This window comes from Cellulomonas sp. P2_B4, from assembly GCF_056404795.1.
The window spans coordinates 106,088-133,084 of record NZ_JBFUDI010000012.1 but is presented as its reverse complement, the minus strand read 5'-3'; the positions used below and the strand labels follow the sequence as shown (position 1 = coordinate 133,084).

General features: G+C 72.6%; 27 protein-coding genes. 19 read left to right on the top strand and 8 right to left on the bottom strand.

Features of this window, described 5'->3' with window-relative positions:
- Together infB and rbfA are read left to right on the top strand one after the other, a co-directional pair.
- On the top strand, nt 1–2,565 hold a 2,565-nt coding region (gene infB / locus AC1DZC_RS17835; RefSeq protein WP_477044200.1), incomplete at its 5' end, for a translation initiation factor IF-2.
- An 81-nt stretch (nt 2,566–2,646) separates the two neighbouring features.
- The gene (rbfA, locus tag AC1DZC_RS17830) at nt 2,647–3,081 is read left to right on the top strand and encodes a 30S ribosome-binding factor RbfA (RefSeq protein ID WP_477044199.1); all 435 of its coding nucleotides are present in this window, start codon (nt 2,647–2,649) and stop codon (nt 3,079–3,081) included.
- Nucleotides 3,082–3,132: 51 nt separating this feature from the next.
- On the opposite strand, the gene AC1DZC_RS17825 is transcribed toward rbfA, so the two are convergent.
- A complete protein-coding gene (locus AC1DZC_RS17825; RefSeq protein ID WP_477044198.1) occupies nt 3,133–4,572 on the bottom strand; it encodes an MFS transporter in 1,440 nt (479 codons plus the stop codon).
- A gap of 76 nt (nt 4,573–4,648) precedes the next feature.
- On the opposite strand from AC1DZC_RS17825, the gene AC1DZC_RS17820 reads away from it, so the two are divergent.
- The 6 genes from AC1DZC_RS17820 to AC1DZC_RS17795 all read left to right on the top strand — a co-directional run bounded on the left by AC1DZC_RS17820 (nt 4,649) and on the right by AC1DZC_RS17795 (nt 11,469).
- Complete coding sequence (locus AC1DZC_RS17820) at nt 4,649–5,239, top strand: TetR/AcrR family transcriptional regulator (protein ID WP_477040706.1); 591 nt, start codon at nt 4,649–4,651, stop codon at nt 5,237–5,239.
- Nucleotides 5,236–6,171: a tRNA pseudouridine(55) synthase TruB gene (gene truB / locus AC1DZC_RS17815; protein WP_477044197.1), complete on the top strand. Its 936-nt coding sequence runs from the start codon at nt 5,236–5,238 to the stop codon at nt 6,169–6,171. Before AC1DZC_RS17820 ends, truB begins: the two co-directional genes overlap by 4 nt.
- Before the next feature lie 103 nt (nt 6,172–6,274).
- Nucleotides 6,275–7,321, top strand: coding sequence for a bifunctional riboflavin kinase/FAD synthetase (locus AC1DZC_RS17810; protein WP_477044196.1), 1,047 nt, complete (start codon nt 6,275–6,277; stop codon nt 7,319–7,321).
- Between the two features lie 93 nt (nt 7,322–7,414).
- A complete protein-coding gene (rpsO, locus tag AC1DZC_RS17805) occupies nt 7,415–7,684 on the top strand; it encodes a 30S ribosomal protein S15 (RefSeq protein WP_477044195.1) in 270 nt (89 codons plus the stop codon).
- Nucleotides 7,685–7,901: 217 nt separating this feature from the next.
- Nucleotides 7,902–10,124 (top strand): polyribonucleotide nucleotidyltransferase, encoded by a 2,223-nt coding sequence (locus AC1DZC_RS17800; protein ID WP_477044194.1) that lies wholly within the window; start codon nt 7,902–7,904, stop codon nt 10,122–10,124.
- Between the two features lies 1 nt (nt 10,125).
- Complete coding sequence (locus AC1DZC_RS17795) at nt 10,126–11,469, top strand: M16 family metallopeptidase (protein WP_477044193.1); 1,344 nt, start codon at nt 10,126–10,128, stop codon at nt 11,467–11,469.
- Nucleotides 11,470–11,473: 4 nt separating this feature from the next.
- On the opposite strand, the gene uxaC is transcribed toward AC1DZC_RS17795, so the two are convergent.
- Nucleotides 11,474–12,889 carry a glucuronate isomerase gene (gene uxaC / locus AC1DZC_RS17790; RefSeq protein ID WP_477044192.1) on the bottom strand — a complete coding sequence of 472 codons (1,416 nt, stop codon included), beginning with the start codon at nt 12,887–12,889 and terminating at the stop codon, nt 11,474–11,476.
- Entirely contained in the window at nt 12,886–13,920 is a 1,035-nt protein-coding gene (locus AC1DZC_RS17785) for a LacI family DNA-binding transcriptional regulator (protein WP_477044191.1), read from the bottom strand. Before AC1DZC_RS17785 ends, uxaC begins: the two co-directional genes overlap by 4 nt.
- 155 nt (nt 13,921–14,075) lie before the next feature.
- On the opposite strand from AC1DZC_RS17785, the gene AC1DZC_RS17780 reads away from it, so the two are divergent.
- Genes AC1DZC_RS17780 through AC1DZC_RS17755 form a run of 6 tightly spaced genes read left to right on the top strand, consistent with a single transcriptional unit; the run spans nt 14,076 to nt 18,875 of the window.
- A complete protein-coding gene (locus tag AC1DZC_RS17780; protein ID WP_477044190.1) occupies nt 14,076–14,270 on the top strand; it encodes a hypothetical protein in 195 nt (64 codons plus the stop codon).
- On the top strand, nt 14,263–15,594 hold the full coding sequence (locus AC1DZC_RS17775) for a mannitol dehydrogenase family protein (protein WP_477044189.1): 1,332 nt from the start codon (nt 14,263–14,265) through the stop codon (nt 15,592–15,594). Before AC1DZC_RS17780 ends, AC1DZC_RS17775 begins: the two co-directional genes overlap by 8 nt.
- Before the next feature lie 3 nt (nt 15,595–15,597).
- Complete coding sequence (manD, locus tag AC1DZC_RS17770; RefSeq protein ID WP_477040716.1) at nt 15,598–16,827, top strand: D-mannonate dehydratase ManD; 1,230 nt, start codon at nt 15,598–15,600, stop codon at nt 16,825–16,827.
- Nucleotides 16,828–16,857: 30 nt separating this feature from the next.
- The gene (locus AC1DZC_RS17765; protein ID WP_477040717.1) at nt 16,858–17,661 is read left to right on the top strand and encodes a hypothetical protein; all 804 of its coding nucleotides are present in this window, start codon (nt 16,858–16,860) and stop codon (nt 17,659–17,661) included.
- Nucleotides 17,662–17,672: 11 nt separating this feature from the next.
- Entirely contained in the window at nt 17,673–18,422 is a 750-nt protein-coding gene (gene dapB / locus AC1DZC_RS17760) for a 4-hydroxy-tetrahydrodipicolinate reductase (RefSeq protein WP_477044188.1), read from the top strand.
- A 3-nt stretch (nt 18,423–18,425) separates the two neighbouring features.
- Nucleotides 18,426–18,875 (top strand): hypothetical protein, encoded by a 450-nt coding sequence (locus AC1DZC_RS17755; protein WP_477044187.1) that lies wholly within the window; start codon nt 18,426–18,428, stop codon nt 18,873–18,875.
- A 37-nt stretch (nt 18,876–18,912) separates the two neighbouring features.
- Here AC1DZC_RS17755 and AC1DZC_RS17750 read toward each other — a convergent pair whose 3' ends face one another.
- The 5 genes from AC1DZC_RS17750 to AC1DZC_RS17730 all read right to left on the bottom strand — a co-directional run bounded on the left by AC1DZC_RS17750 (nt 18,913) and on the right by AC1DZC_RS17730 (nt 22,704).
- The gene (locus AC1DZC_RS17750; RefSeq protein WP_477040720.1) at nt 18,913–19,476 is read right to left on the bottom strand and encodes an N-acetyltransferase family protein; all 564 of its coding nucleotides are present in this window, start codon (nt 19,474–19,476) and stop codon (nt 18,913–18,915) included.
- A complete protein-coding gene (locus AC1DZC_RS17745) occupies nt 19,476–20,054 on the bottom strand; it encodes a TIGR00645 family protein (RefSeq protein ID WP_477040721.1) in 579 nt (192 codons plus the stop codon). The genes AC1DZC_RS17750 and AC1DZC_RS17745 overlap by 1 nt, the downstream gene beginning before the upstream one ends.
- A 130-nt stretch (nt 20,055–20,184) precedes the next feature.
- Nucleotides 20,185–20,505, bottom strand: a complete 321-nt coding sequence (locus AC1DZC_RS17740; protein ID WP_477040722.1) for an AzlD domain-containing protein — start codon at nt 20,503–20,505, stop codon at nt 20,185–20,187.
- On the bottom strand, nt 20,502–21,245 hold the full coding sequence (locus tag AC1DZC_RS17735) for an AzlC family ABC transporter permease (protein WP_477044186.1): 744 nt from the start codon (nt 21,243–21,245) through the stop codon (nt 20,502–20,504). The genes AC1DZC_RS17740 and AC1DZC_RS17735 overlap by 4 nt, the downstream gene beginning before the upstream one ends.
- Complete coding sequence (locus tag AC1DZC_RS17730) at nt 21,232–22,704, bottom strand: NAD-dependent succinate-semialdehyde dehydrogenase (protein ID WP_477044185.1); 1,473 nt, start codon at nt 22,702–22,704, stop codon at nt 21,232–21,234. Before AC1DZC_RS17730 ends, AC1DZC_RS17735 begins: the two co-directional genes overlap by 14 nt.
- Nucleotides 22,705–22,764: 60 nt before the next feature.
- On the opposite strand from AC1DZC_RS17730, the gene AC1DZC_RS17725 reads away from it, so the two are divergent.
- From AC1DZC_RS17725 to dapA, 5 genes are all read left to right on the top strand, one after another.
- Nucleotides 22,765–23,571 (top strand): thymidylate synthase, encoded by an 807-nt coding sequence (locus tag AC1DZC_RS17725; protein ID WP_477044184.1) that lies wholly within the window; start codon nt 22,765–22,767, stop codon nt 23,569–23,571.
- Nucleotides 23,568–24,062 carry a dihydrofolate reductase gene (locus AC1DZC_RS17720; RefSeq protein ID WP_477040726.1) on the top strand — a complete coding sequence of 165 codons (495 nt, stop codon included), beginning with the start codon at nt 23,568–23,570 and terminating at the stop codon, nt 24,060–24,062. Before AC1DZC_RS17725 ends, AC1DZC_RS17720 begins: the two co-directional genes overlap by 4 nt.
- 100 nt (nt 24,063–24,162) lie before the next feature.
- Nucleotides 24,163–25,683 carry a M6 family metalloprotease domain-containing protein gene (locus tag AC1DZC_RS17715; RefSeq protein ID WP_477044183.1) on the top strand — a complete coding sequence of 507 codons (1,521 nt, stop codon included), beginning with the start codon at nt 24,163–24,165 and terminating at the stop codon, nt 25,681–25,683.
- A 3-nt stretch (nt 25,684–25,686) separates the two neighbouring features.
- Nucleotides 25,687–26,022, top strand: coding sequence for a hypothetical protein (locus AC1DZC_RS17710; protein WP_477040728.1), 336 nt, complete (start codon nt 25,687–25,689; stop codon nt 26,020–26,022).
- Between the two features lie 43 nt (nt 26,023–26,065).
- Complete coding sequence (gene dapA / locus AC1DZC_RS17705) at nt 26,066–26,983, top strand: 4-hydroxy-tetrahydrodipicolinate synthase (RefSeq protein WP_477044182.1); 918 nt, start codon at nt 26,066–26,068, stop codon at nt 26,981–26,983.
- Nucleotides 26,984–26,997: the final 14 nt, after the last annotated feature.

The following is a 26,997-nucleotide window of genomic DNA, read 5'->3' as shown; positions in this document are numbered from 1 at the left end:
GCTCCGGCCGCCCCCGCGCCCGCAGCTCCCGCGCGTCCGGCTCCGGCCGCCGCGCCGGCTCCCGCTGCCGCAGCACCCGCCCCCGCGGCCGCTGCGTCGACCGGTGCACCCGTCCGTCCCGGACCGCGTCAGGCCCCCGCGCCCGCCGCACGTCCCGGCAACAACCCGTTCGCACCCTCGCAGGGCATGCCCCGCCAGGGTGAGCGTCCCGGCGCCAACCGCTCCGGCGGCCCGCGTCCGGGCAACAACCCGTTCGCCCCCTCGCAGGGCATGCCGCGTCCGGGCGACCGTGACCGCCGCCCCGCGCCCACCGACGGTGCCCCCGTGGCGTCGGCCGGCGAGCGTCCCGGCGGTCCGCGTCCCGGCGGCCCCCGTCCTGGCGGTCCGCGCCCCAACCCGGGCATGATGCCGGGCCGCACGGCCAGCGGTGTCGGTCGTCCGGGCGAGCGCCCGGCCGGTCCCGGCGGCGGTCGTGCCGGTGGCGGCGCGGGCGGTGCCCGTGGCGGCTACGCCGGTCGTCCCGGCGGTGCGCCCGGTGGCGCTCCCGGCGGTGCACCCGGTGGMGGCGGCGGTTTCGCCGGTCGCCCCGGTGGCGGCGGCGGTCGTCCCGGTGGTGCCGGTCGCGGCAGCACGCAGGGCGCCTTCGGTCGTGCGGGCGGTCGTCCCGTCCGTGGCCGCAAGTCGAAGCGGGCGAAGCGTCAAGAGTTCGAGCAGATGCAGGCCCCCTCGCTGGGTGGCGTGCAGGTTCCCCGCGGCAACGGCAAGACCGTCGTCCGGCTGCGCCACGGCTCGTCGCTGAACGACTTCGCGGACAAGATCGACGCCAACCCCGCCGCACTGGTCACCGTGCTGTTCCACCTCGGTGAGATGGCCACGGCGACGCAGTCGCTCGACGAGGACACGTTCGGCACCCTCGCGGTCGAGCTCGGCTACATCATCGAGATGGTGTCGGCCGAGGAGGAGGACCGCGAGCTGCTCGGGGCCTTCGACATCGACCTGGACGCCGAGCTCGAGGCCGAGGGCGACGAGGACCTGACGGCACGGCCGCCGGTCGTCACCGTCATGGGCCACGTCGACCACGGAAAGACCAAGCTCCTCGACGCCATCCGTCAGACGGACGTCGTCGCGGGCGAGGCCGGCGGGATCACGCAGCACATCGGTGCCTACCAGGTGCACACCGTGCACGAGGGCGTCGACCGTGCGGTCACCTTCATCGACACCCCGGGCCACGAGGCGTTCACCGCCATGCGTGCCCGTGGTGCGCAGGTCACCGACATCGCGATCCTCGTGGTCGCGGCCGACGACGGCGTGATGCCCCAGACCATCGAGGCGCTCAACCACGCCCAGGCGGCCGGTGTGCCGATCGTGGTCGCGGTCAACAAGGTGGACAAGGAGGGGGCCAACCCCGACAAGATCCGCCAGCAGCTCACCGAGTACAACCTGGTGGCCGAGGAGTACGGCGGCGACACGATGTTCGTCGACGTCTCCGCCAAGCAGAACCAGGGCATCGACACGCTGCTCGAGGCGGTCCTCCTCACGGCGGACGCCGCGCTCGACCTGCGGGCGAACGCCGACAAGGACGCACGTGGTGTGGCCATCGAGGCGAACCTCGACAAGGGACGCGGTGCCGTCGCGACGGTCCTCGTCCAGTCGGGCACGCTCGAGGTCGGCGACGCGATCGTCGCCGGGACGGCCTACGGCCGCGTCCGTGCGATGTTCGACGAGCACGGCGAGCCGGTCCTCGTGGCCGGGCCGTCGCGTCCAGTCCAGGTGCTCGGCCTGACCTCGGTGCCTCGCGCCGGCGACACGTTCATCGTGGCTCCGGACGACCGCACCGCGCGTCAGATCGGCGAGAAGCGCGAGGCGGCCGAGCGTGCCGCCCTCCTGGCCAAGCGTCGCAAGCGCGTCAGCCTCGAGGACTTCACGCAGGCGCTCGCCCAGGGCAAGGTCGAGACCCTCAACCTGGTCCTCAAGGGCGACGTGTCGGGTGCCGTCGAGGCGCTCGAGGACGCACTGCTCAAGATCGACGTGGGCGAAGAGGTCGAGCTGCGCGTCATCCACCGCGGTGTCGGTGCGATCACGCAGAACGACGTCAACCTGGCGACGGTCGACTCGGCCATCATCATCGGCTTCAACGTCAAGTACGCGGAGCGCGTCGAGGAGCTGGCTGACCGCGAGGGCGTCGACGTGCGCTTCTACTCGGTCATCTACCAGGCGATCGACGACGTCGAGGCGGCCCTCAAGGGCATGCTCAAGCCGGAGTACGAGGAGGTGCAGCTCGGTTCCGCCGAGGTGCGCGAGGTCTTCCGGTCGTCGAAGTTCGGCAACATCGCCGGCTCGATCGTCCGGTCGGGCCTCATCCGACGGAACACGAAGGCGCGCGTCACGCGTGGCGGCAAGATCATCGGGGACAACCTGACGATCGAGTCGCTCAAGCGGTTCAAGGACGACGCCACCGAGGTCCGCGAGGGCTTCGAGTGCGGTATCGGCCTGGGGTCGTTCAACGACGTCGAGATCGGCGACACCATCGAGACCTGGGAGATGCGCGAGAAGCCTCGCGCCTGACCTCAGTGATCACCGGGCCGCGGGGCGGGCGAGTTCTCTTCGCCCGCCCCGCGGTCTCCCACCAGCAGAAGGAGCGATCCGATGGCGGACACCGCCCGCGCCCGCAAGCTCAGCGAGCGCATCCAGCAGGTCGTCGCGCAGATGCTCGACACCCGGATCAAGGACCCCCGGCTCGGCTTCGTCACCATCACGGACGTGCGCGTCACCGGTGACCTGCAGCACGCCGACGTCTTCTACACGGTCCTCGGCGACGACGCCGAGCGGGCCGACACCGCCAGGGCGCTCGAGAGCGCCAAGGGGATCATCCGCTCGGAGGTCGGCAAGCAGACCGGCATCCGGCTGACCCCCTCGCTGGACTTCCACCTCGACGCGCTGCCGGACACGTCCGCGCAGCTCGACGCCGCGCTCATCGAGGCGGCTCGTCGCGACCGCGAGGTGGCGGCCCTGGCCGCCGAGGCGACGTTCGCCGGCGACGCGGACCCGTACAAGAAGTCCGACGAGGACGACGAGGACTGACGCACGCACGACGAGGCCCCCGGGGACGTCCCCGGGGGCCTCGTCGTGCGGTCAGACCTCCTTGCCCGTGGTCTTCGGCATCCAGAGCAGGACCACGAGGGCGCCGAGCGCCACGACGACGGCCGCGACGTAGGCCGCGGGCTGCAGGCCTGCCGCATACCCGCCCGGGGTGAGCGTGCCGTCCGAGGCGGTGAACACGGCCACGAGCGACGCGACGCCGAGCGCGCCGCCGATCTCCCGCAGCGTGGCGTTCACCGAGCTCGCCGTGCCGTGGTCGTCGGGCTGCATGTCCGCGAGCACGGCCGTCGCGCTCGGGGCGAACGTCAGGCCCATCCCGATGCCGGCGAGCGCGAGGCCGGGGACCAGGTCGGCGTACGTGAGGGTGTCGCTGGTGACCAGGAGCCCCTGCCACGCCAGGCCGGCCGCCTGCAGCAGCAGACCGGTGAACAGGAGCGGCCGGACGCCGATGCGCGGTGCGAGCATCCCGGCGATGGGAGCGAAGATCATCGGCGCCGCGGTCCAGGGCAGCGTCCGGATGCCGGCCTGCAGGGGAGTGAAGCCCATGCCGATCTGCAGGTACTGCGCGAGCAGGAAGACGAGCCCGAAGACGCCGAACGAGAACGCCAGGGCGCTGATGTTGGCCACCGAGAACGACCGCTCGCGGAACAGGCGCAGGGGGACGAGCGGGTGGTCGGTCCGCGACTCGCGCGCGACGAACGCGACCAGCAGCAGGACGCCGAGCACGAGGCCACCGAGGACCCGGGTGGAGGTCCAGCCGTCGTCGTTCCCGCGGATGATCGACCAGACGATCGACAGGACGGCGGTCCCGGCGAGCGCGAGGCCGATCAGGTCGAGCGGCTGACGTCGCCCGTGCGACTCGGGCAGCGCCCACAGGACGAGCGGGATGGCGAGCAGGGCCACCGGGACGTTGATCCAGAAGATCGCCTCCCACGAGATGCCGTCGACGACCGCCCCGCCGATGACCGGGCCCAGTGCGACACCGAGACCGGACACCCCGCCCCAGACGCCGATCGCCATGGCCCGCCTGCCGGCCGGCACGGCACCGGCGAGCAGCGCGAGGGACAGCGGCATGATCGCGGCCGCGCCGGCACCCTGGAGGGCCCGCGCGCCGATGAGCATCTCGGGGCTCGTGGCGAGCGCGGACAGGATGGACGCACCGCCGAAGACGGCGATGCCGGCGATGAAGACCCGACGCCTGCCGAGCCGGTCGCCGAGCGTCGCGGCGGCGATCATGAGCGTCGCGAAGCTGAGCGTGTACGCGTTGACCATCCACTGCAGCTGCTCGAGCGAGGCGTTCAGCTCGGTCCGCAGGACGGGGAGCGCGGTGGTCATGACGAGGTTGTCGAGGGTCGCCATGAACATGGGGACGGACGCGGCGACGAGCGCGATCGCGGTGCCGCGGCGGCGGAGCACGGGACGCGGCTGGACCGGGGTGTCCGCCCGAGACGCAGCGGGTGTCGTGAGGGTCACGAGGGCTCCTAGGCTTGTTGGCATTGATTGATTACTACCAAGCGCAACGCTAGGCATCGACTGATAACATGTCAACATGTCCGAGCAGATCGACCAACATGTCCCGACGTCCTCGTCGCGGATGACCGGCGCCGCACGCCGCGACCAGATCCTCGCGGCGGCGCGACGCGTGTTCGCCGACAAGGGCTACGCAGCGACCACCGACGAGGTCGCCCGCGCGGCCGGCGTGTCGCAGCCCTATGTCGTGCGGCTCTTCGGGTCCAAGCGCGAGCTGTTCCTGGCGGCGTACCGGCAGGCTTGCCTCGAGATCGAGGCCGCGCTGGGCTCGGTCGAGGCGGGACCCGACGCCGGCGAGCGGATGGCGGCGGCGTACGTCCGGCTCCTGGACGACCGCGACCTGCTCCGGCTGACGATGCACGGCTTCCTGGCCGGCCACGACGACGAGGTGGGCAAGATCGCCCGGCACACGCTCGGCGAGGCGTTCCGGTTGTTCCGCGACCGCTCGGGCGCCTCCGACGACGAGGCCCGCGTCTTCGTCGCGTCCGGCATGCTCATCAACGTCCTGCTCGCGGTCGACGCACCGGCGCACCCAGGGGAGGACGCCGGCATGGACGCGCTCGTCGAGTGCGTCCGGACGGCCATCGACGAGCAGCGCCGCACCGCGTGACGCGCAAGGAGACGACGGAGCGGGCGCCGCGCAGGCCGACCGCCGCCGACGGCGTCGTCGTCGTGGACAAGCCCGCCGGCTGGACCAGCCACGACGTCGTCGCGAAGCTGCGCTGGCTCGCCGGAACCCGCAAGGTCGGCCACGCCGGGACGCTCGACCCCATGGCGACCGGAGTGCTCGTGATCGGGATCGGCCGCGCGACGAGGCTGCTGACGTACATCGTCGGCGCCGACAAGGAGTACACCGCGACCATCCGGCTCGGCGTGAGCACGACCACCGACGACGCCGAGGGAGAGCTGCTGACCAGCGCCGACGCCTCGGGCGTGACCCGCGAGGAGCTGGACCGGGGGATCGCCGCGCTGACCGGGCAGATCCAGCAGGTGCCGAGCGCGGTCTCCGCGATCAAGGTGGACGGCCAGCGGGCGTACGCCCGGGTGCGCGCGGGGGAGGACGTCGAGCTCGCGGCCCGTCCCGCCACGGTCTCCCGGTTCGACGTCCACGACGTGCGCGTGGTCCACGAGGCGCTGGACGTCGACGTCACCGTCGTCGTCTCGTCGGGAACCTACGTCCGTGCCCTGGCCCGCGACCTGGGCGCCGGGCTCGGTGTCGGGGGACACCTCACCGCGCTGCGGCGCACGCGCGTCGGTGGGTACGGCCTGGCCGTGGCCCGCACGCTCGACGAGCTCGCCGAGGTCGCGCCGGACGTGCCGATCGACGTCGTCTCGCTCGCGGACTCGGCCCGCGCGACGTTCCCCGTCCGCGAGCTGACGCCCGAGGAGTCGGTCGCGCTCTCCTACGGGCAGCGGCTGTCGGCCGCAGGCGAGCAGGACACGGAGACGACGGCGGCGATCGCACCCGACGGGCGGCTGGTCGCCCTCGTCGAGACCCGCGGCGGTGCGGTGCGACCGGTGCTGGTGTTCGCGCCCGCCTGACCGGCGTTTCGGCGCTCGGCGCTCCAGGTGGCAGGCTGGACCCGGACGGTTGTGACCGCAGTCCGTCCGGACCGGCCCCCTGGGTCCCTCGACAGGAGCTTGTGTGCAGCGTTGGAGCGCCCTCTCGGACGTCCCTGACGGATTCGGTCCCTCGGTCGTCACCATCGGCAACTTCGACGGCGTCCACCGCGGGCACGTCGGCGTCCTCACGCGCATGTGCGCCGACGCGCGTGCCGTGGGCGCGCAGGCCGTGGCGGTGACGTTCACCCCGCACCCGCAGCAGGTGCACCGCCCGGAGACCGCCCCGCCCGTCATCACGGGCGACGACGACCGGCTCGAGCTGCTCGAGCGCACCGGCCTGGACGCCGTCCTCATGCTGACCTACACCCTCGAGTTCGCGCGGCAGACGCCCGACGAGTTCGTCCGGCGCTACCTGGTGGACGGGCTGCACGCGCGCACGGTCGTCGTCGGCCGGGACGTGCGGTTCGGCTGGAACAACTCGGGGGACCTGTCGACGATGGTCGAGCTCGGCCGGACCTACGGGTTCGACGTCGAGGTGATCGAGGACGTCACGCCGGCCGAGTCGGCCGACCCGGGCAGCGCGGAGGACCGCGTCGCCGACCCGTTGCGGCGCCGTTGGTCGTCGACCTGGGTGCGCGAGCTCCTCGAGGTCGGGGACGTCGTCCAGGCCGCCCGCGTGCTGGGCCGCCCGCACCGCATCCGCGGCACGGTCGTGCACGGCGACGCGCGCGGTCGCGAGCTGGGCTTCCCGACGGCGAACCTCGGGCCGGACGCCGAGGGCCTCGTGCCCGCCGACGGCGTGTACGCCGGCTGGCTGCGGCGGGCGTCGGCGGACGAGGCCGATCCCGACCGGGTGCTCCCGGCCGCGGTCTCGATCGGCACCAACCCGACGTTCGACGGTCTCGAGCGACGGGTCGAGGCGTACGTGCTCGACCGCACCGACCTCGACCTCTACGGGCAGGTGGTCGTGCTCGAGCTGGTGGAGCTGCTGCGCCCGACGCTGCGGTTCGACTCGATCGACGACCTGGTCGTCCAGATGCACGCGGACGTCGACCGGACGCGCGCGATCCTGGTGACGGGCACTCAGACGAGCGCAGCCACCGATGCAAGGCCGACGCCCGCAGCCTGATAGTCTTGGTGCGCCGTCTGAACGGCCGCGGACAGAGAGAGCCCGGGTGGACATGCCCCGGCGCACCGCGCAACGAGTCAACCAGGAGATCGAGTGCCGCTCGAAAGTGCCGTCAAGCAGTCCATCATGGCCGAGTACGCCACCCACGAGGGTGACACCGGTTCCCCCGAGGTTCAGATCGCGATGCTGACGCAGCGCATCAAGGACCTCACGGAGCACCTCAAGACCCACAAGCACGACCACCACAGCCGCCGCGGTCTGCTGCTGCTCGTCGGTCAGCGTCGCCGCCTTCTCGGTTACCTCCAGAAGGTCGACATCAACCGCTACCGCAGCATCATCGAGCGGCTCGGCCTGCGCCGATAACGCCTTCCACCAGCCCGGACCCGGTACAGGGTCCGGGCTGGTGTGGCGTTACGCGCAGGTGTACGACGCTGTAGCTAGAAACTGCACCACCACACCGCGTCGGTCCGCTCGGTTCGGTCCTCGGTAGTGGCTTCCGGAAGCTCGAAGGAGAGTCCGGTGGTCTCGATCGAAGATCGCTCGCGGACGGCCGGCGCCTTCACGAAAGAGGAGGGCACCCGTGGAGGGTCCCGAGATCCAGTTCGCCGAAGCCGTGATCGACAACGGTCGCTTCGGCACCCGCACCGTCCGCTTCGAGACCGGCCGCATCGCCAAGCAGGCCGCCGGTTCCGCCGTCGCCTACCTCGACGGTGAGACCACGCTGCTCGCCGCCACCACGGCCGGCAAGCACCCGAAGGACCAGTTCGACTTCTTCCCGCTGACGATCGACGTCGAGGAGCGGTCGTACGCGGCCGGCAAGATCCCCGGCTCGTTCTTCCGTCGCGAGGGCCGCCCGTCCACCGAGGCCATCCTCGCGTGCCGGCTCATCGACCGCCCGCTGCGCCCCCTGTTCGTCAAGGGCCTGCGCAACGAGGTCCAGGTCGTCATCACCGTGCTGTCGATCCACCCGGACGACTCGTACGACACCCTCGCCATCAACGCCGCGTCCATCTCGACGCAGCTGTCGGGCCTGCCGTTCTCCGGCCCCGTCGCCGGCGTGCGCGTCGCCCTCGTCGAGGGCCAGTGGGTCGCGTTCCCGCGCTACTCCGAGCGCGACCGCGCCACGTTCGACATGGTCGTCGCCGGCCGCGTCGTCGGTGACGACGTCGCGATCGCGATGATCGAGGCCGAGGCGCCCGAGAAGTCCTGGAACATCATCAAGTTCGAGGGTGGCACCGCCCCCACGGAAGAGGTCGTGTCCCAGGGCATCGAGGCGGCCAAGCCGTTCATCAAGGTGCTCGTCCAGGCCCAGCAGGAGCTCGCCGCCAAGGCCGCCAAGGAGACCCAGGTCTTCCCGACGTTCCCCGACTACCAGGACGACGCCTACGCCGCCGTCGAGTCCTTCTCGACCGCGTCGCTGAGCGAGGCCCTGAGCATCGCGGACAAGCAGACGCGCGAGAACCGTCTCGACGAGATCAAGGGCGAGGTCGTCGCCGGTCTGGCCGACCAGTTCGAGGGCCGCGAGAAGGAGCTGTCGGCCGCGTACCGCTCGGTCCAGAAGAAGCTCATCCGCCAGCGCATCCTCACGGACGGCTTCCGCATCGACGGTCGTGGCCTGCGGGACATCCGCACGCTCTCGGCCGAGGTCGAGGTCCTGCCCCGCGTGCACGGCTCGGCGATCTTCGAGCGCGGCGAGACCCAGATCCTGGGTGTCACCACGCTGAACATGCTGCGCATGGAGCAGCAGCTCGACACGCTCTCCCCGGAGACGCGCAAGCGCTACATGCACAACTACAACTTCCCGCCCTACTCCACGGGCGAGACGGGTCGCGTCGGTTCGCCGAAGCGTCGCGAGATCGGCCACGGGGCGCTCGCCGAGCGCGCGCTCATGCCGGTGCTCCCGAGCCGCGAGGAGTTCCCCTACGCGATCCGCCAGGTCTCCGAGGCGCTGAGCTCCAACGGCTCGACCTCGATGGGCTCGGTCTGCGCGTCCACCCTGTCGCTGCTCAACGCCGGTGTGCCGCTGCGCGCGCCGGTCGCGGGCATCGCGATGGGTCTGGTGTCCGACACGGTGAACGGTGAGACGCGCTACGCGGCCCTCACCGACATCCTCGGCGCCGAGGACGCGTTCGGTGACATGGACTTCAAGGTCGCCGGCACCCGCGAGTTCGTCACGGCCATCCAGCTCGACACCAAGCTCGAGGGCATCCCCGCCTCGGTGCTCGCCGGTGCGCTGACCCAGGCCAAGGAGGCTCGCCTGGCGATCCTCGACGTCATCGCCGAGGCGATCGACGTGCCCGACGAGATGAGCCCGTTCGCTCCCCGCGTCATCACGGTGAAGGTCCCCGTCGACAAGATCGGCGAGGTCATCGGGCCGAAGGGCAAGATGATCAACCAGATCCAGGAGGAGACCGGCGCCGACATCTCGATCGAGGACGACGGCACGGTCTACATCGGCGCCACCGACGGTCCGTCGGCGGAGGCCGCGCGTGCGGCGATCAACGCGATCGCCAACCCGCACATGCCCGAGATCGGTGAGCGCTTCGTCGGCACGGTCGTCAAGACCACGACGTTCGGTGCGTTCGTCTCGCTCTCGCCGGGCAAGGACGGTCTGCTGCACATCTCGCAGATCCGCCGCCTCGTGGGTGGCAAGCGCGTCGAGAACGTCGAGGACGTCCTGTCCATCGGGCAGAAGGTCCAGGTCGAGATCGGCGAGATCGACCCGCGCGGCAAGCTCTCCCTGCACGCGGTCGTCGAGGACGAGGCACCTGCGGAGGGTGCTGCCGAGTCTGTCGACGCCTGACGTGCCGCTGGACCTCCCGCTCGTCCGTCCGGGTCAGCCGGGCAGCGAGCTGACCGTCGGGCAGGACGGCGACGCCATCGTGCGTCGTTCCGTCCTGCCCGGCGGGGTCCGCGTGCTCACGGAGCACATGCCGGGCCTGCGCTCGGCGACCGTGGGTGCCTGGGTGGGCGTCGGCTCGCGTGACGAGTCCGACGGCCATCACGGCTCGACGCACTTCCTCGAGCACCTGCTGTTCAAGGGCACCGCTCGGCGCTCGGCGATGGACATCGCCGAGGCGTTCGACGCCGTCGGTGGCGAGGCCAACGCCGCCACCGGCAAGGAGCACACGTGCTACTACGCGCGGGTGCTCGACACCGACCTGCCCATGGCGGTCGACGTCATCGCGGACATGGTCACCTCCGCGCGCCTGGACACCGACGAGCTCGAGACCGAGCGCGGCGTGATCCTCGAAGAGCTCGCGATGAACGACGACGACCCGAGCGACGTCGTGCACGAGCAGTTCGCCGCCCTGGTGCTCGGCCAGCACGCGCTCGGCCGGCCCATCGGCGGCACCCCCGACACCATCCGCGCGGTCCCGCGCGACGCGGTGTGGGAGCACTACCGGCAGCACTACCAGTCCTCGACGCTCGTGGTCACGGCCGCGGGCGGCGTCGACCACGACCTGCTCTGCAAGCAGGTCACCGAGGCGCTGCACACGGGAGGCTGGTCGCTCGACGAGGGCGCCGAGCCCCGCGGGCGTCGGCTCTCGAGCGCCGGCCTCGTCGCCGGCCAGGAGGGCATCCCCGCGGAGGGCGTCGAGCGCACGATCCGTCGCCAGACCGAGCAGGCGAACGTCATCATCGGCGGGACGTCCCTGACGGCCACCGACCCGCGGCGCTTCACGCTCTCGGTTCTCAACGCGGTGCTCGGGGGCGGCATGTCGTCGCGCCTGTTCCAGGAGATCCGCGAGCGTCGGGGGCTGGCCTACTCCACGTACTCGTTCGCCTCCGGGCACGCCGACACCGGCATCTTCGGCCTCTACGCGGGCTGCACGCCCGGCCGGGTCGACGAGGTCGTCGCGCTCATGGTCGAGGAGTGGGAGCGGATGGCGGACGCGCCCATCACGCAGGCCGAGCTCGAGCGGTCCATGGGCCAGCTGTCGGGCGGTCTCGTGCTCGGCATGGAGGACTCCGGGTCGCGCATGAGCCGCCTGGGCAAGTCCGAGCTGGTGCACGGGTCGCTGCTGAGCATCGACGAGTCGCTGGAGATGATCCGCGAGGTCACCGTCCACGACGTGCAGGAGCTGGCCGCCGACCTCGCGTCGCGCCCGCGCTCCGTGGTCCGCGTCGGACCCTTCGGGGACTGACCGCTCAGCCGAGCCGGAACGTGGCCCGCGGGATCTCGTCGACGAGCCTGCGGGCCACGCCCAGCGCGTCGTCCTCCGAGATCTGGTGGGTCGCGACGAGCGAAGCCAGGTAGGCGGCGTCGAGCCTGCGCGACATGTCGTGCCGCGCGGGGATCGAGCAGAACGCCCGGGTGTCGTCGATGAACCCCGACGTCTTGGTGAACCCGGCGCTGTCCGTCACCGCCTGGCGGTAGCGCCAGATGGCGGCGGGCGAGTCGAGGAACCACCACGGCGCGCCCGCGTAGACGCTCGGGTAGAACCCGGCGAGCGGTGCGATCTCCCGGCTGAACGTCGTCTCGTCGACCGTGAAGAGCACCAGCCGGAACGTCGGGTCGGTGCCGAACGCGTCGAGGATCGGCGTGAGCGGCCGCGTGAACGCCCCCGTGTCGGGCAGGTCGTGACCGGTGTCCGGCCCGAACGCCGCGAGCGTCGGGGCGTGGTGGTTGCGGATGACGCCGGGGTGCAGCTGCATGACGAGGCCGTCGTGCGCCGACATCTCGGCGAGCCGGAACAGCAGGTTGCGGCGGTAGGCGACCGCGTCGTCCGGTGAGACGTCGCCGCGCAGGCCGCTGGCGTGGATGCGCTCGGCCTCGGGGTCGGGCAGCGGCGTGCTGCCTGCGTCCGGCACGCCCGTGTCCGTGGCCGTCCCGCCCGCCGCGAGGAACGCCTCCCGGCGCGAGCGCAGGGCCGCCAGCAGGCCCGTGTAGGTGGTCGTGTCGACGTCGGCGGACTCGGCGAGCCTGGCGAGAGCCCCGGTCCAGGACGGCTGCGAGGGGTCCATGTAGCGGTCGGCCCGGAGCGTCGGGAGCACGCGGCCCGTGAAGGTCGGGTCGGCGCGCAGCGCGTGGTGCGCGGACAGGTCGTCGGCCGGGTCGTCGGTCGTGGCCAGGACCTCGATGCCGAACCGCTCGAACAACGCGCGCGGGCGGAACTCGTCCCGGGCGAGCGCGTCGGCGAGCTGGTCGTACTGGGCGTCCGCGTTCGCGGCGCTCGGGTGCTCGGTGAGCCCGAAGACGTCGTGCAGCTCGGACTCGAACCAGAACCGCACGGGGGTGCCCAGGAACAGGTCCCAGTGCTCGGCGAGGCGACGCCAGACGTCCCGGCCGCCGGTGGTCGGCGGCGCACCGTCCCGGCTCAGGCCCAGGTCGTCGAGCGGCACTCCCGCGGCGTGCAGGAGGCGCAGGACGTAGTGGTCCGGGGTGATGAGCAGGGCGGCCGGGTCGTCGAACGGCTCGTCGTCGAGGAGCAGGCGGGCGTCGACGTGGCCGTGCGGGGAGTAGATCCGTGCGCCGGCGACCTCGGCGTACAGCCGGCGGGCGATCTCCCGCTGGCCGGGCTCCGACGGGAGCAGACGGTCGGGGTGAGGTTGGAGCAGGGTCATGGGTGCCTGTCGTTCGCGGCCCTCGGGCCGGTCGAGGAGCGGATGGTCAGGTGGGTCGGCAGGGTCGCCCCACGCCGGGGGACCGGTGCCGCGGGGTCGTCGAGCCGGGCGAGGAGGATCGACACGGCCGTGCGGCCCGCCTGCTCGATCGGTGCCGTCAGGGTGGTGAGCGGCGGGTTGCAGAAGTCGGCACCGAAGATGTCGTCGCAGCCCACGATCGAGATGTCGCCGGGCACCGAGACCCCGCGCTGGCGCAGGCGCTCGAGCATGCCGATGGCGAGCAGGTCGTTGAACGCGATGCAGGCCGTGATCCCCGCGTTCACCGCGGCATCCGCGGCCGCGGCGCCCGCCGACCTGCGCGGCGCGAACGGGCCGATGCGCACGGGGGTGAGCCCGTGGCGCTCGGCCGCCCGCTGCAACGCCCGCCAGCGGCCCTCGTTGGGCCAGGACGTCTCGGGACCCGACGCGTAGGCGATCCGAGTGTGGCCGAGCGACACGAGGTGCTCGAGGGCCTGCTCGATCCCGTTGGGGGTGTCGATGAAGACGGTCGGCACGCCGGCTGTCTGGCGGTTGATCGCCACGAGCGGGATCTCGGCGGACAGGGCGACGAGCCGGCGCTCGGACAGTCGCGACGCCGCGAGGATCGCGCCGTCGTACGACCGCCGCAGCCGGTGCAGCATGCCGTCCTCGAGCTCGTCGCTCTCCTCGGTGTCCACCAGCAGCTGGGTGTAGCCGGCGGCCTTCAGCTGCTGCTGCGTGCCCCGGATGATGTCGAAGTAGAACGGGTTGGTCACGTCCGAGACCAGGACGGCGACGGTCTTGGTCTTGCCCGACGTCAGGGCGCGGGCCGGCGCGCTCGGCACGTAGCGCATCTCGGCCGCCACCTGCTGGATGCGGTCGCGGGTGGCCGCGTTCACGCGCCCGGGGTTGGTCAGCGCGCGCGAGACCGTCGAGGTGGCCACGCCCGTGGCGGCCGCGATGTCGGCGAGCGTCGCCGGGCGTGCGGCGCCGTCGTCGGCGCGGGGGTTCATGGGGCCGAGCAAAGCACATCGCGCGAATTGTTGGCAAACATTGGCAAACGGTTGCAGCCCGAATCGCCACGTCCCTAGAGTCACGGCAACCGGGGCGACCGACCCGACAGATCGGAGGGTCGCAGCCCCCCGCATCGCACTCGAAGGAGAGTCGGATGAAGGCACGCCAGATGCTCGGTCCGTACCGCGCCCACGTGCACGTGAAGAACGTCGCCCGGACGGTCACCGGCACGGACGGGTTCGGCGGCGCGACCACCTGGGTCGAGCGATGGGCGCCGCGGCGCAGCGGGCAGGCCGACATCGAGGCCAACCGGGCCGTGCATGCGCGCGTGGCGGAGCGTCGTGCCTGAGCGCACCCGTCGACCGCCGGTACGCGTCGTCCACCTCGGGCTGGGGGCGTTCCACCGTGCGCACCAGGCCTGGTACACCGACGGTGCCGACGACGCGTGGGGGATCGCGGCGTTCACCGGCCGCTCGCCGGCGGCCGCCGTCGCCCTCGCGGCGCAGGACGGGCTCTACGTCCTGGTCGAGCGTGGGGCGGACGGCGACTCCGCGACCCTGGTGCAGAGCATCGTCGAGGCGCACGACGGCGGCGACGTCCGCGCGTGGCGTGCCGCCGTCGCCGATCCTGCGGTCGCCGTGCTGACGCTCACGGTGACCGAGGCCGGGTACCACGCGACGGCGTCCGGCGACCTCGACGGGACGGACGAGGCCGTGCGGTCCGACGTCGTCGCGCTGCGCGCGGGCGGTGCGGCGCGCACGGCGCCGGGGCGCCTGGTCGACGGGCTGCGGTCGCGACGAGCCGCGGGCTGCGGGCCGGTCGCGGTCGTGAGCTGCGACAACCTGCCCGCCAACGGAGCGGTCGTCGGGGCGGTCGTCCGCGGCCTGGCCCGGCTGGTGGACGCCGACCTCGACGACTGGATCGGTCGGAATGCGTCGTTCGTGTCGACGATGGTGGACCGGATCACGCCGGCCACGACGGACGACGACCGTGCCGCGGCCCGCGAGCTGACCGGCTTCGCCGACGCCGTGACGGTGGTCACCGAACCGTTCAGCGAGTGGGTGCTGAGCGGGGACTTCCCGGCCGGGCGACCGGCCTGGGAACGGCTCGGCGCGCGGTTCGTCGACGACATCGAGCCCTACGAGCGGCGCAAGCTCTGGCTGCTCAACGCCGGGCACTCCCTGCTCGCCTACCGCGGCCGCCTGCTCGGGTTCGAGACCGTCGGCCAGGCGTGCGGACCGCTGTCGGAGGAGCTCGAACGGCTCTGGCGCGAGGCCCGACCGCTGCTGCCGCTCGACGCGGCCGAGATCGACGGCGCGCTCGCGGCGCTGCGCGACCGGTTCGCCAACCCCCGGATCCGCCACGGCCTCGAGCAGATCGGGACGGACGGATCGTTCAAGCTGCCCGTCCGGGTGGTCGAGCCCGTGCGCCGCCGCCTCGCCGCGGGCCTGGGTGCCGGGCCGGCGCAGCTCGGCGTGCTCGCCGCCTGGGCCTCGTACCTCGTGCGGTTCGGTCCGACCGACCGCCCGTCCGAGGCGCTCACCGAGGCGTTGCGCGGCATGCTCGACCCGGGGGCCCGTGCCGCGGCGGTGCTCGCGGCGATCGCCCCGGACCTCGCCGCCGACCTCCTCGACCCGCTCGCCACCCGCATGACCGAACTCGAAAGGCTCTGACCCGTGCTCATCACGTCCGCCGAGGTGCTCGTCTCGAGCCCGGGCCGCAACTTCGTCACCCTGCGCCTGACCACCGACGACGGCCACGTCGGCCTGGGCGACGCGACGCTCAACGGGCGCGAGCTCGCGGTCGTCGCCTATCTCGCCGAGCACGTCGTGCCGCTGCTGATCGGCAAGGACGCGCACCGCATCGAGGACATGTGGCAGTTCCTCTACAAGGGCGCCTACTGGCGTCGCGGGCCCGTGACCATGGCCTCGATCGCCGCCGTGGACACCGCCCTGTGGGACATCAAGGCGCGGGCCGCGGGGATGCCGCTGTACCAGCTGCTCGGCGGCCGCAGCAGGACCGGGGCCCTGACCTACGGGCACGCGAGCGGCGCCGACCTGCCCGAGCTGTTCGACTCGGTGCGCGACCACCTCGAGCAGGGCTTCCGGGCCATCCGCATCCAGTCGGGGATCCCCGGCCTCGGGACGGTCTACGGCGTCGCGTCGAGTGCGGCCGACGGCGCCGGACGCTACGACCACGAACCCGCCCGCCGGTCCGCCGCACCGACCGAGGAGGTCTGGGACACGCGTGCCTACCTGCGCCACGTCCCGGGCGTCTTCGAGGCGGTACGGGGCGAGTTCGGTCCCGAGCTGCCGCTCCTGCACGACGCCCACCACCGACTGACCCCGATCCAGGCGGCCAAGCTCGGGAAGTCCCTCGAGCCGTTCGACCTCTTCTGGCTCGAGGACGTGACACCGGCCGAGAACACGGCGGCGCTGCGGCGCGTGCGCGAGCACACGACGACGCCACTGGCCATCGGCGAGGTGTTCAACACGATCTGGGACTACCGCGAGCTCTTCGAGGAGCAGCTCATCGACTACGTGCGCTCGCCCGTCACGCACGCCGGCGGCATCACCGCGCTGCGCCGGATCCTCGACTACGCGGCGGTCTACCAGATCAAGTCCGGCGTGCATGGCCCCACCGACATCTCGCCGGTCGGCCTCGCGGCGTCGCTGCACCTCGGTGTCGCCATCCCGAACTTCGGCATCCAGGAGTACATGACGCACAGCGCCGCCACCGACGAGGTGTTCCGGTCGCAGGTGCGGTTCGAGGGCGGCCTGCTGGTGCCCGGCGAGGGGCCGGGGCTCGGGGTCGTGTACGACGACGCCGTGGCCGACGCCCACCCCTACGCGGCGGCGTACCTGCCGATCAACCGGTTGTCCGACGGGTCGATGCACGACTGGTGATCCGGCGCGGTCCGCGCGCGATGATGGACCATGCCCATCGCACACGCGCGGTACCAGCGGTTCCCGACGGACGCCGTCGGCGACCTGGTCGAGCACGCCTGGGTGGTGCGCGACGAGTCGTCGGCCCGCGAGGTGCTGCTCCCCGACGGCCGAGGCCTGCTGCAGGTGGTGCTCGGCGGCCCCGGCGTGCGGGTGGACCCGCTCGGCGGGACGCACGAGCCGGACGTGTCCGGGGTGCGCGGCCTGACCACGGTCGCCGTGGTGCGCCAGAACCCCGCCGGCACCGTCCGGCTCGGGCTCCAGCTGCACCCGCTGGCCGGTGCCCGGATCGGCGCGCCGCTGAGCGACGGGTGGGTCGACGTCGACGCGCTGCTCGGCGCGGGCGTCCAGGCGGCCGTCGAGACGCTGCTGGCCGCCGGGTCGGACGCGGCGGCCGTCGCGCTCCTGACCGAGTCCGTCGGCGCGCTCCCGCGGCACGGGTCGGACGAGCTCGACCGGTTCGCCGGCGTGGTCCAGGCGATCGACGGCGCGGGCGGGCTGGTGCGCGCCGCGGACCTGGCTCGTCGCGCCGGGTGCACGGTCACCGAGCTCTACCGCTGGTCGGTCGGGCACCTCGGCGTCCCGCCCACCGAGTACCTCGCCGCGGTCCGGTTCTCGACGTTCGTGCGCGAGGCGGTCGGGCCGGGCACCGTCGGTCCGGAGGCCGTCGTGACGGCGCTGCAGTGGTACGTGCGCGCCGGGTACCCGCCGCGCGAGGTGGAGCGGTTCACCGGGCTCGAACCGGCCGAGCTGCGGCGGCTCGCGGAGGCCGTCGCCTCGCTCGTCGACGGATAGGGTTTCCCCCCGTGAGCGAACGCATCAGGGTGGCCGTGCTGGGTGCGGCGGGCCGCATGGGACAGACCGTCGTCCGCGCCGTCGAGGGTGCCCCGGACCTCGAGCTCGTCGCCGCGCTCGACGCCGGCGACGACCTCGCGGGCGCCTCGGGTGCGCAGGTCGCGATCGACTTCACCGTCCCGGCGGTGACCGAGGGCAACGTGCACGCGCTCGTCGACGCGGGCATCCACGTCGTCGTCGGCACGACGGGCTGGACCGACGAGTCGCTGGCGCGCGTGCGCGACCACCTCGCCGACCGGCCGGGCGTCGGCGTCGTCGTCGCCCCGAACTTCGCGCTCGGCGCGGTGCTGGCCATGGCGTTCGCGGCGAAGGCGGCCCCGTGGTTCGAGTCGGTCGAGATCATCGAGCTGCACCACCCCGACAAGATCGACGCACCGTCCGGCACGGCCAAGCACACAGCCACCGCGATCTCGGCCGCGCGGGCGGCGGCCGGCCGAGGCCCCGTGCCCGACGCGACCTCCGAGTCGCTCGACGGTGCCCGCGGCGCGTCCGTGGACGGCATCCCCGTGCACTCGGTGCGGCTGCGCGGCCTGGTGGCGCACGAGGAGATCCTGCTGGGCAACGCGGGGGAGCAGCTGACCATCCGGACCGACTCGTTCGACCGTGTGAGCTTCATGCCCGGCGTGCTGCTCGCCACCCGGCTGGTGGTCGGCCGGCCCGGTCTGACGGTCGGCCTCGAGCACCTGCTCGACCTGGCCTGACCTGTGAGCTCACGCGCCCGCGCGGTCGCCGGTGCCGTCGTCCTGACCGCCCTGCTCGGGCTCTACGTCTGGCTCGTGGCAGCCCGCGCGACGGCGCTGATCGTCACCGGCGAGCCGATCGCGGTGGTCCTCGGCCTCGCGCTGTGGGTGCTGCCCATCCTGGTGATCTGGCTGGTGTACCGCGAGTGGTCGCTCGCGGTCGACGTGCAGCGGATGGCCGACGAGCTCGCCGCCGCTGACGAGCTGCCGATCGACGACCTGCCGCGCTCGCCCGGCGGTCGGATCGACCGCGCCGCCGCCCGGGCCGCGTTCGAGCCCGCGCGGGAGCTGGCCGAGGCGGAGCCCGACGACTGGCGCTCCTGGTACCACCTGGCGTTCGCCTACGACGCCGCGGGGGACCGGCGTCGCGCGCGCGAGTCGCTGCGGAAGGCGAGCGCCCTGCACAAGGCGTGAGCGCTGTGCGGGGCGGGCGCCCTGCACGAGGGCACCTCTAGATCGACGCCGACCAGCGGTGCTCGGTGACCACGCGGGGCGTGCCGTCCGGCAGCTCGCCCGACGCGAGCTCGCGCGCGACGTCGTCGGGACCCAGGCCGGACGACGCGAGGAACTGGGCCCGCGCGCTGTCCCCGTCGAGGACCCATGTGTGCACCTGGTCGGCGCCGTCCTCGCGCAGCGTGTCCACCGCGGCCGCGAGCAGCCGCGACCCGTGGCCGCTGCGCTGCTGCGAGGGCTCGACCTCGAGCGTGAGGATCACGCCGCCGGGCGCGTCGAACGGACGCCCCTCGGGGGCGGGCACGGGAGCCAGGGACACCACGCCGACGACCGTCGCCCCCTCGCACGCGACCAGGACCCGGAACCCGGCCCCCGGAGGCGTGCTGACGGCTGCGGCCCACTGCGCCTCGATCGCCGACTCGTCGAGCAGGTCCAGCGCACCGGCCAGGACGTCGGCGTGCGAGACCCGCCACGCGTCGACCTGGATGCGGGCGATCGCGTGCTCGTCACCCCGGACCGCGGGCCGCACGGAGACGTCCGCGTTCTCGGTGAACAGCGGCATCAGGCGACTCCTGCGGGTTCGGGGACGAGCACGGTCTTGGCCGGGTGCTTCGTCGAGACCTTGTCGATCCACGCGAGCGCCACTGCGGAGACGATAAACGCCAGATGGATGATCGTCTGCCACAGGAGCACGTCGGTGCCGTCGGTCGCGATGATCGAGCGGGCCTCGATGAAGCTGCGCAGCAGGTGGATCGACGAGATGCCGATGATCGACATGGCGAGCTTCGTCTTGAGCACGTTGGCGTTGACGTGCGAGAGCCACTCGGGCTGGTCGGGGTGGTCGTCGAGGCGGATGCGCGACACGAACGTCTCGTAGCCGCCGACGATCACCATGATCAGCAGGTTGGCGATCATCACGACGTCGACGAGGCCGAGGACGCCGAGCATCATCTCCTCCTCGGTCAGCCCGTGGCCGCCGAAGACGCCCTCGGCGATGTGCCAGAGCTCGAGCATGAACTGCCAGACGTAGATCGCCTGCGCGACGATCAGGCCGAGGTAGAGCGGCACCTGCAGCCAGCGGGAGAAGAAGATCAGGGAGCCGAGACGGCTGGTGGGAACTCGGGTGGTGGGCGTTGCCACGGTGTCCTCCGGGGACGGTGCGGGGGCGACTCTTTTCTCACAGCAGCCGCGCCGGGTCGGGATGTTCGGTCGGTGCGGCGCTGTCGCAGCGCTCTTGCCCACAACGGACCGGGGCTCGCAGAAGTGCCCGTCAGGCCATGCCGAGCGCGCGCAGGCCGGCGGCGGTCAGGGCGGCCAGCACGACCACGACGATGAACGGCGCCCGCAGGGCGAGCGCGATCGCGGCGACGGCGAGCGCGGGCAGCCGGGCGTCGATGACCAGGCTGCGGCCGTCGGTCGCCGTCTGGACGGCCACGAGCGCGGACAGCAGCGCGACGGTGACCAGCGCGGCCGTGCGGGCGACCCGCGGCTGGGCGAGCCAATGCTCCGGCACCAGGTGCCCGGCGAGCTTGAGGGCGAAGCAGACGGCGCTCGCGACGACGAGGGCGACCCACGTGACGGTCGGGCTCATGCGATGGCCTCCTGCGACTTCTCCGGGGCCGGCTTGGTGAGCAGACCGGCGAGGATCGCGACGATCGCCGCCAGCAGGACGGGGATCCCGGCCGGCACGAACGGGGTCACCGCCAGGGCGACGAACACGGCGCCTGCGGCGACGAGCTGGGCGTGCCGCGCACCGGGACCGGTCACGCGCGGCCAGACCAGGCCGAGGAACGCGGCGGCCGCGGCGGCGTCCAGGCCGTACTTGCGCGGGTCGCCCAGGGCGTCCCCGAGCAGCGCGCCGAGGAGCGTGAAGGTGTTCCAGAGGACGAACACGCCGATCCCGGTCCACCAGAACCCCAGCCGCGACGCCCGTCGGCCCTTGTGCGCCGTCGCCACGGCGGTCGACTCGTCGATGGTGAGCTGTGCCGCCGCGACGCGACGCCAGCCGCGGGCGCCGAGCAGGGGAGCGACCTGCGGGCCGTACAGCCCGTTGCGCACGCCGAGCAGCCCCGCCGTCGCGATGGCGGCTCCGGCCAGCCCTCCGGCACCGACCACCCCGATGAACGCGAACTGCGAGCCGCCCGAGAACATCAGGAGGCTGAGCGCCATGGTCTGCGGCACCGACAGCCCCGCCGCGACCGCGAGCGCACCGAACGAGACGCCGTACAGCCCGGTGGCGACCGAGACCGAGATCGCCTGCCGGACGGCGGCGCGGCCGTCGTCAGCCTCGGATCGAGGCTCCTCGACGCCCTCCGCGTCAGATGGCGACATAGACGCTGTCGAGGTACTCCTCGATCCCGGCCTCGCCGCCCTCGCGGCCGAGGCCCGACGACTTCACGCCGCCGAAGGGCGCGCTCGCGTCGGAGACCAGGCCGCGGTTCACGCCGAGCATCCCGGTGTCGACCGACTCCGCCAGGCGCAGGACCCGTGCGATGTCGCGCGTGTAGGCGTAGGCGACCAGGCCGAACGGCGTGGAGTTCGCCATCGCGACGCCCTCGTCCTCGGAGCCGAACGTCACGACCGGCGCGACGGGCCCGAAGGTCTCCTCGGTGATCACCCGCAGGTCCGGCGAGACCCGGTCGAGGACGGTCGGGGCGTAGAAGTACCCGGGACGGCTCGGGCGGTCCGCGCCGATCCGGACGCGGGCGCCGCCGTCCACGGCCTCGGCGACGACCTCCTCGACGCGGTCGACGGCCGCCTCCTCGATGAGCGGGCCGACGGTGACGCCCTCCTCGGCGCCGTGCCCGACGACCAGCTTGTCGAACGCCGCGGTCAGCCCGGCCGTGAACTCCTCCGCGACGGACGCGTGCACGAGGAACCGGTTGGCGGCGACGCAGGTCTGGCCGGCGTTGCGCATCTTGGCCTGCACGGCGCCCGTCACGGCGGCGTCGATGTCGGCGTCCTCGAACACCAGGAACGGCGCGTTGCCGCCGAGCTCCATCGACGTGCGCAGGACGGTGTCCGCCGACGCCTTGAGCAGCGCCGAGCCCACCTCGGTGGAGCCCGTGAACGACAGCTTGCGCAGGCGCGGGTCGGACAGCAGCGGGCCGGAGATGCTGCGCGCGGACGCCGACGGCACGACGTTGATGACGCCCGTCGGCAGGCCGCGTCCCTCGAGCTCCTCGCGGATGATCTCCGCGACGTACGCGGTGGTCAGCGGCGTGAGCTGCGCGGGCTTGATGACCACGCTGCAGCCGGCCGCGAGCGCGGGCGCCACCTTGCGGGCGATCATCGCGATCGGGAAGTTCCACGGCGTGATCAGCAGCGCCGGTCCGACCGCCCGGCGCAGGACGAGCTGGTGGTTGGTCCCCGACGGCGCGCGCCGGGCGAGGCCGTCGAACCGGACCGCCTGCTCGGCGTACCAGCGGATGTAGTCGGCGCCGTAGGCGACCTCGGCGCGGGACTCCGCGAGCGGCTTGCCGCCCTCGGCGGTCACCAGGGCGGCGATGTCCTCGGTGCGTGCCGTGATCGTCTCGAAGACCGCGCGCAACAGCTCGGAGCGGACCCGCGGGGCCGTGGCGCGCCACACCGGGAACGCCTCGGACGCCGCGGTCAGGGCGGCCAGCGCGTCGTCGGAACCGCCGTCGGCGACGTCGAACAGCGTCTCGGTGGTGCCGGGGTCGGACACGGCGAAGGTCTTCCCGGAGGCGGCGGGCCGCCAGGACCCGTCGATCAGGATCCCGGTGGGCACGTGCGCGGCGACGGTGGGCGGCAGGGACGACGGCGTCATGCCCGCAGTCTCGCTCTCCGGGCCGCGCGGCACCACCGACGCGCCCGATCCCGACCTACGATGGCCCCCATGATCGAGACGCCGTACGAGGATCTGCTCCGACTCGTCCTGGAGACGGGCACCCCGAAGGCGGACCGCACCGGCACCGGCACCCGCAGCGTGTTCGGTCACCAGCTGCGCTTCGATCTCTCGCAGGGCTTCCCGCTGGTCACGACGAAGCGCGTGCACCTGCGCTCGATCGCGTACGAGCTGCTGTGGTTCCTGCGCGGCGAGTCCAACGTCGCGTGGCTGCACGAGAACAAGGTCACCATCTGGGACGAGTGGGCGTCCCCGGAGGGCGAGCTCGGCCCGGTCTACGGCGTGCAGTGGCGCAGCTGGCCGACGCCGGACGGCGGCCACATCGACCAGATCACGCAGCTGATGGAGAACCTGCGGCGCGACCCCGACTCGCGCCGGCACATCGTCTCGGCCTGGAACGTCGCCGACATCCCCTCGATGGCGCTGGCCCCGTGCCACGCGTTCTTCCAGTTCTACGTGGCCGACGGTCGGTTGTCGTGCCAGCTGTACCAGCGCTCCGCGGACCTGTTCCTCGGCGTCCCGTTCAACATCGCGTCCTACGCGCTGCTCACGCACATGGTCGCCCAGCAGGGCGACCTCGAGGTGGGCGACTTCGTGTGGACCGGCGGCGACTGCCACATCTACGACAACCACGTGGACCAGGTGCGCGAGCAGCTGAGCCGTGACCCGTACCCCGCGCCCACCCTGAACCTGCGCCGGGCGGCGTCGATCTTCGACTACACCTTCGAGGACATCGAGGTGGTCGGCTACCAGCACCACCCGACCATCAAGGCGCCGGTGGCCGTGTGACGATCTCCCTGATCTGGGCGCAGACGCCCACGGGGATCATCGGCCGCGACGGGACGCTGCCCTGGCACGTGCCCGAGGACATGGCCCACTTCCGGGACCTGACCCGCGGGCACCCCGTGATCATGGGACGCGGCACGTGGGACTCGCTCCCGCCCAGGTTCCGGCCGCTGCCCGACCGGGACAACGTCGTGCTCACCCGCGACCCGCAGTTCGAGGCCGCCGGCGCGATCGTCGCGCGCGGGGCCGAGGAGGCCCTGCGGCTCGTCGAGAACCGGGACGCGTGGGTGGTCGGCGGGGGAGAGGTCTACGCGCTGTTCCTCCCGCTCGCCCACCGGGTGGAACGCACGCTCGTCTCGCTCGACGTCGGCGGGGACACGCGTGCCCCGTCGCTCGACCCCCTGGAGTGGAAGCGCACCGAGCCGGACCAGTCGTGGCTCTCCTCGGCGGCGGGCGGCACCCGGTACCGGTTCGAGTCCTACCTGCGGCGCTGATCAACCCGGGCCCTGGCGTATCTGGCGGCCGCGCGGAAGGCTCCTGTGAGCGGGGACCTCGTTCGTAGGGGACGCGGCCACGATGCAGGGAGGCACGGCGATGTCGGAGTCTGGCTTCACCCACGATCAGCAGCACCTGAGCTGCGCGGTCCCGCCGAGCCCCCAGCTGCGTGAGCAGTGGGCCCGAGCGCTCGACGGCGCGAACGCGGTGGCGGCGCGCACCGGTGGCGCCGCACCGTTCATGCGCATCGAGCGCGACCCGCGGCCGCTGGGGTTCAACGACGGCGTGATCGTCCCGCCCGAGGAGTTCCCCGTGGGCACGTCGCTCTCGGCCATCCGCAGCGCCGCCGGCGACCGTGCCCCGCTGCGCGGCACGGTCCGCGTCGCGGTGGTCCTCGTCCAGTTCACCGACAAGGCGATCACGACGACGAAGCAGCAGATGGAGAAGCTGTTCTTCTCGACGGGTGCCGTGCCGCTCGGCAGCGTCAAGGAGTACTACCAGGAGGTCACGAACAACCTGGTCCAGCTCGCCGGCGTGGTCGTCGGGCCCTACACGATGCCCAAGACGCTCGCGTACTACGCCGCGAACGGCTCGGGCGTGGGCAAGAACGGCACCCCGTTCCGCTCGCCCGAGCTGGCCCACGACGCCGCGGTGGCCGCGAACGCGGACGTGGACTTCTCGCCGTACGACAACGACGGCAACGGGTTCGTCGACGCGTTCATCGTCGTGCACGCCGGCCAGGGCGCCGAGCAGACGGGTGCGCTCGGGGACATCTGGTCGCACAAGTCGACCCTCGAGAACCCGTACGTCGCCGACTCGAGCAAGATCTACGGCTACCTGACGATCCCCGAGGACGCCAAGATCGGCGTCAGTGCGCACGAGCTGGGTCACCTGCTCTTCGGCTTCCCCGACCTCTACGACACCGACTACTCGTCCGCGGGCATCGGCGACTGGTGCCTCATGGCCGGCGGGTCGTGGAACGGTGCCGTGCCGGGCGAGCAGCCCGCCCACCCGAGCGCGTGGTGCAAGGCCAACCAGGGCTGGGTCACCACCACGGTCGTCTCGGCGGACGGACCACTCACCGTCCCGGAGGTCGAGACGTCGCACACCGTCTTCCGGCTCTGGAAGGACGGCGGGGGCGGGTCCGAGTACTTCCTGCTCGAGAACCGGCAGCCGAGCGGCTACGACGCGGCGCTGCCCGGGAGCGGGCTGCTCCTGTGGCACATCGACGAGTCCATGCCGGGCAACACCGACGAGAACCACTACAAGGTGGGCCTCGTGCAGGCCGACGGGCGCCGGGACCTGGAGCTCAACCACAACGGCGGCGACGCGGCCGACACGTTCCCCGGCACGTCCGCGGTGACGGTGATCGACGGCTCGACGACACCGAGCACGCGCTCGTTCGCGAACGCCGACACGAGCGTGGCCCTCGCGGCGATCTCCGCGTCCGGCGCCTCGATGACCGTGGACGCCCGGGTCAGCTCGGCGACGACGCCGACGACCGACACCACGGCCGCGATCAAGGTGCTGATCGACGAGCTGATCAAGGATGGCTCGGAGATCGCCAAGCAGGCTCAGGACCTCAAGGACTTGTACGAGAGCACGTCGGTAGGAGACTGAGGCGTGGTCTCAGCCCGGAGGAACCGCACGGCCGTGGTCGGCGTGATCCAGGCCGTGCGCGAGCAGGGTCCGGACGTCGTCGAGCTGGACGTGATGGTGCAGAGCGCGGGGTCGGTCGAGGGGCAGCCGGACATGCTCACGGCCAACCAGTCCACCGACGCGCCCTGGACCCTGCAGGCCCGTCGCTCCGAGCTGCCGGACGGCGACCTGGTCGGCTGGCGCCTGTCGGGAGAGGCGACGGTCGCGGGTCCGGACGTCGTCCGGCTCCTCACGGTGGACCCCCAGCCGATGCTCACGCCACCCGACGACGAGCAGGACGTGCAGCCCTTCCGCACGTGAGCGGCTACAACGGGGAGGCAGCCAGGGCGGTACCGTGGGCCCCATGCCGCGTACCGCCACGCCCACCCGCCCGTTCGGGTCCGTGCTCACCGCGATGGTCACGCCCTTCACGGCGGACGGCGCCGTCGACCTCGGCACCGCCGTCCAGCTGGCGCGGCACCTCGTCGCCAGCGGGCACGACGGGCTCGTGCTCAACGGCACCACGGGGGAGGCGCCCACCACCCACGCGCCCGAGAAGGCGGAGCTGGTCGCGGCGGTCGTCGAGGCCGTCGGCGACCAGGCGTGGATCATCGCCGGTGCCGGCTCGAACGACACCGCGCACGCGGTCCGGATGGCCGAGCAGGCCGCCGAGGCCGGGGCGCACGGTCTGCTCGTCGTCAGCCCGTACTACTCGCGCCCCTCCCAGGAGGGCGTGCGACGCCACGTCACCGAGGTCGCCGACGCCACAGACCTGCCCGTCATGCTCTACGACGTCCCGGGCCGCACCGGCGTGCGGTTCAGCGCGGCGACGATCGACGCGCTCGCGCAGCACGACCGCGTCGTCGCCATGAAGGACGCGACCGGCGACCTGTACGCCGCCGCGAAGGCCATCCAGCGCACGGGCCTGGCCTGGTACTCCGGCGACGACAGCGCCCTGCTCAGCCTGCTGGCGCACGGCGCCGCGGGCATCGTCAGCGTCACCGGCCACGTGGCCGGTCCTGCGCTCGCGGCCGTCGTCCGCGCGTTCGACGCCGGCGACCACGCCGGGGCGCTCCGCATCTTCCTGTCGATCGCCCCGGCGATCGACGCGCTCAACGGGGCCGGCTTCCAGGCCGTCTCCGCGAAGGCCGCGCTCCAGGTGCTGGGCGTCCTGCCCGAGCGCTCGGTGCGCCTCCCGCTCGTCCCCGCGTCCGACGACGAGCTCGCGCAGATCCGTGACGGCCTCCGTGCCGCCGGGCTGCTCGACGTCGCGGTGCGCTGATCCCACCAGGAGAC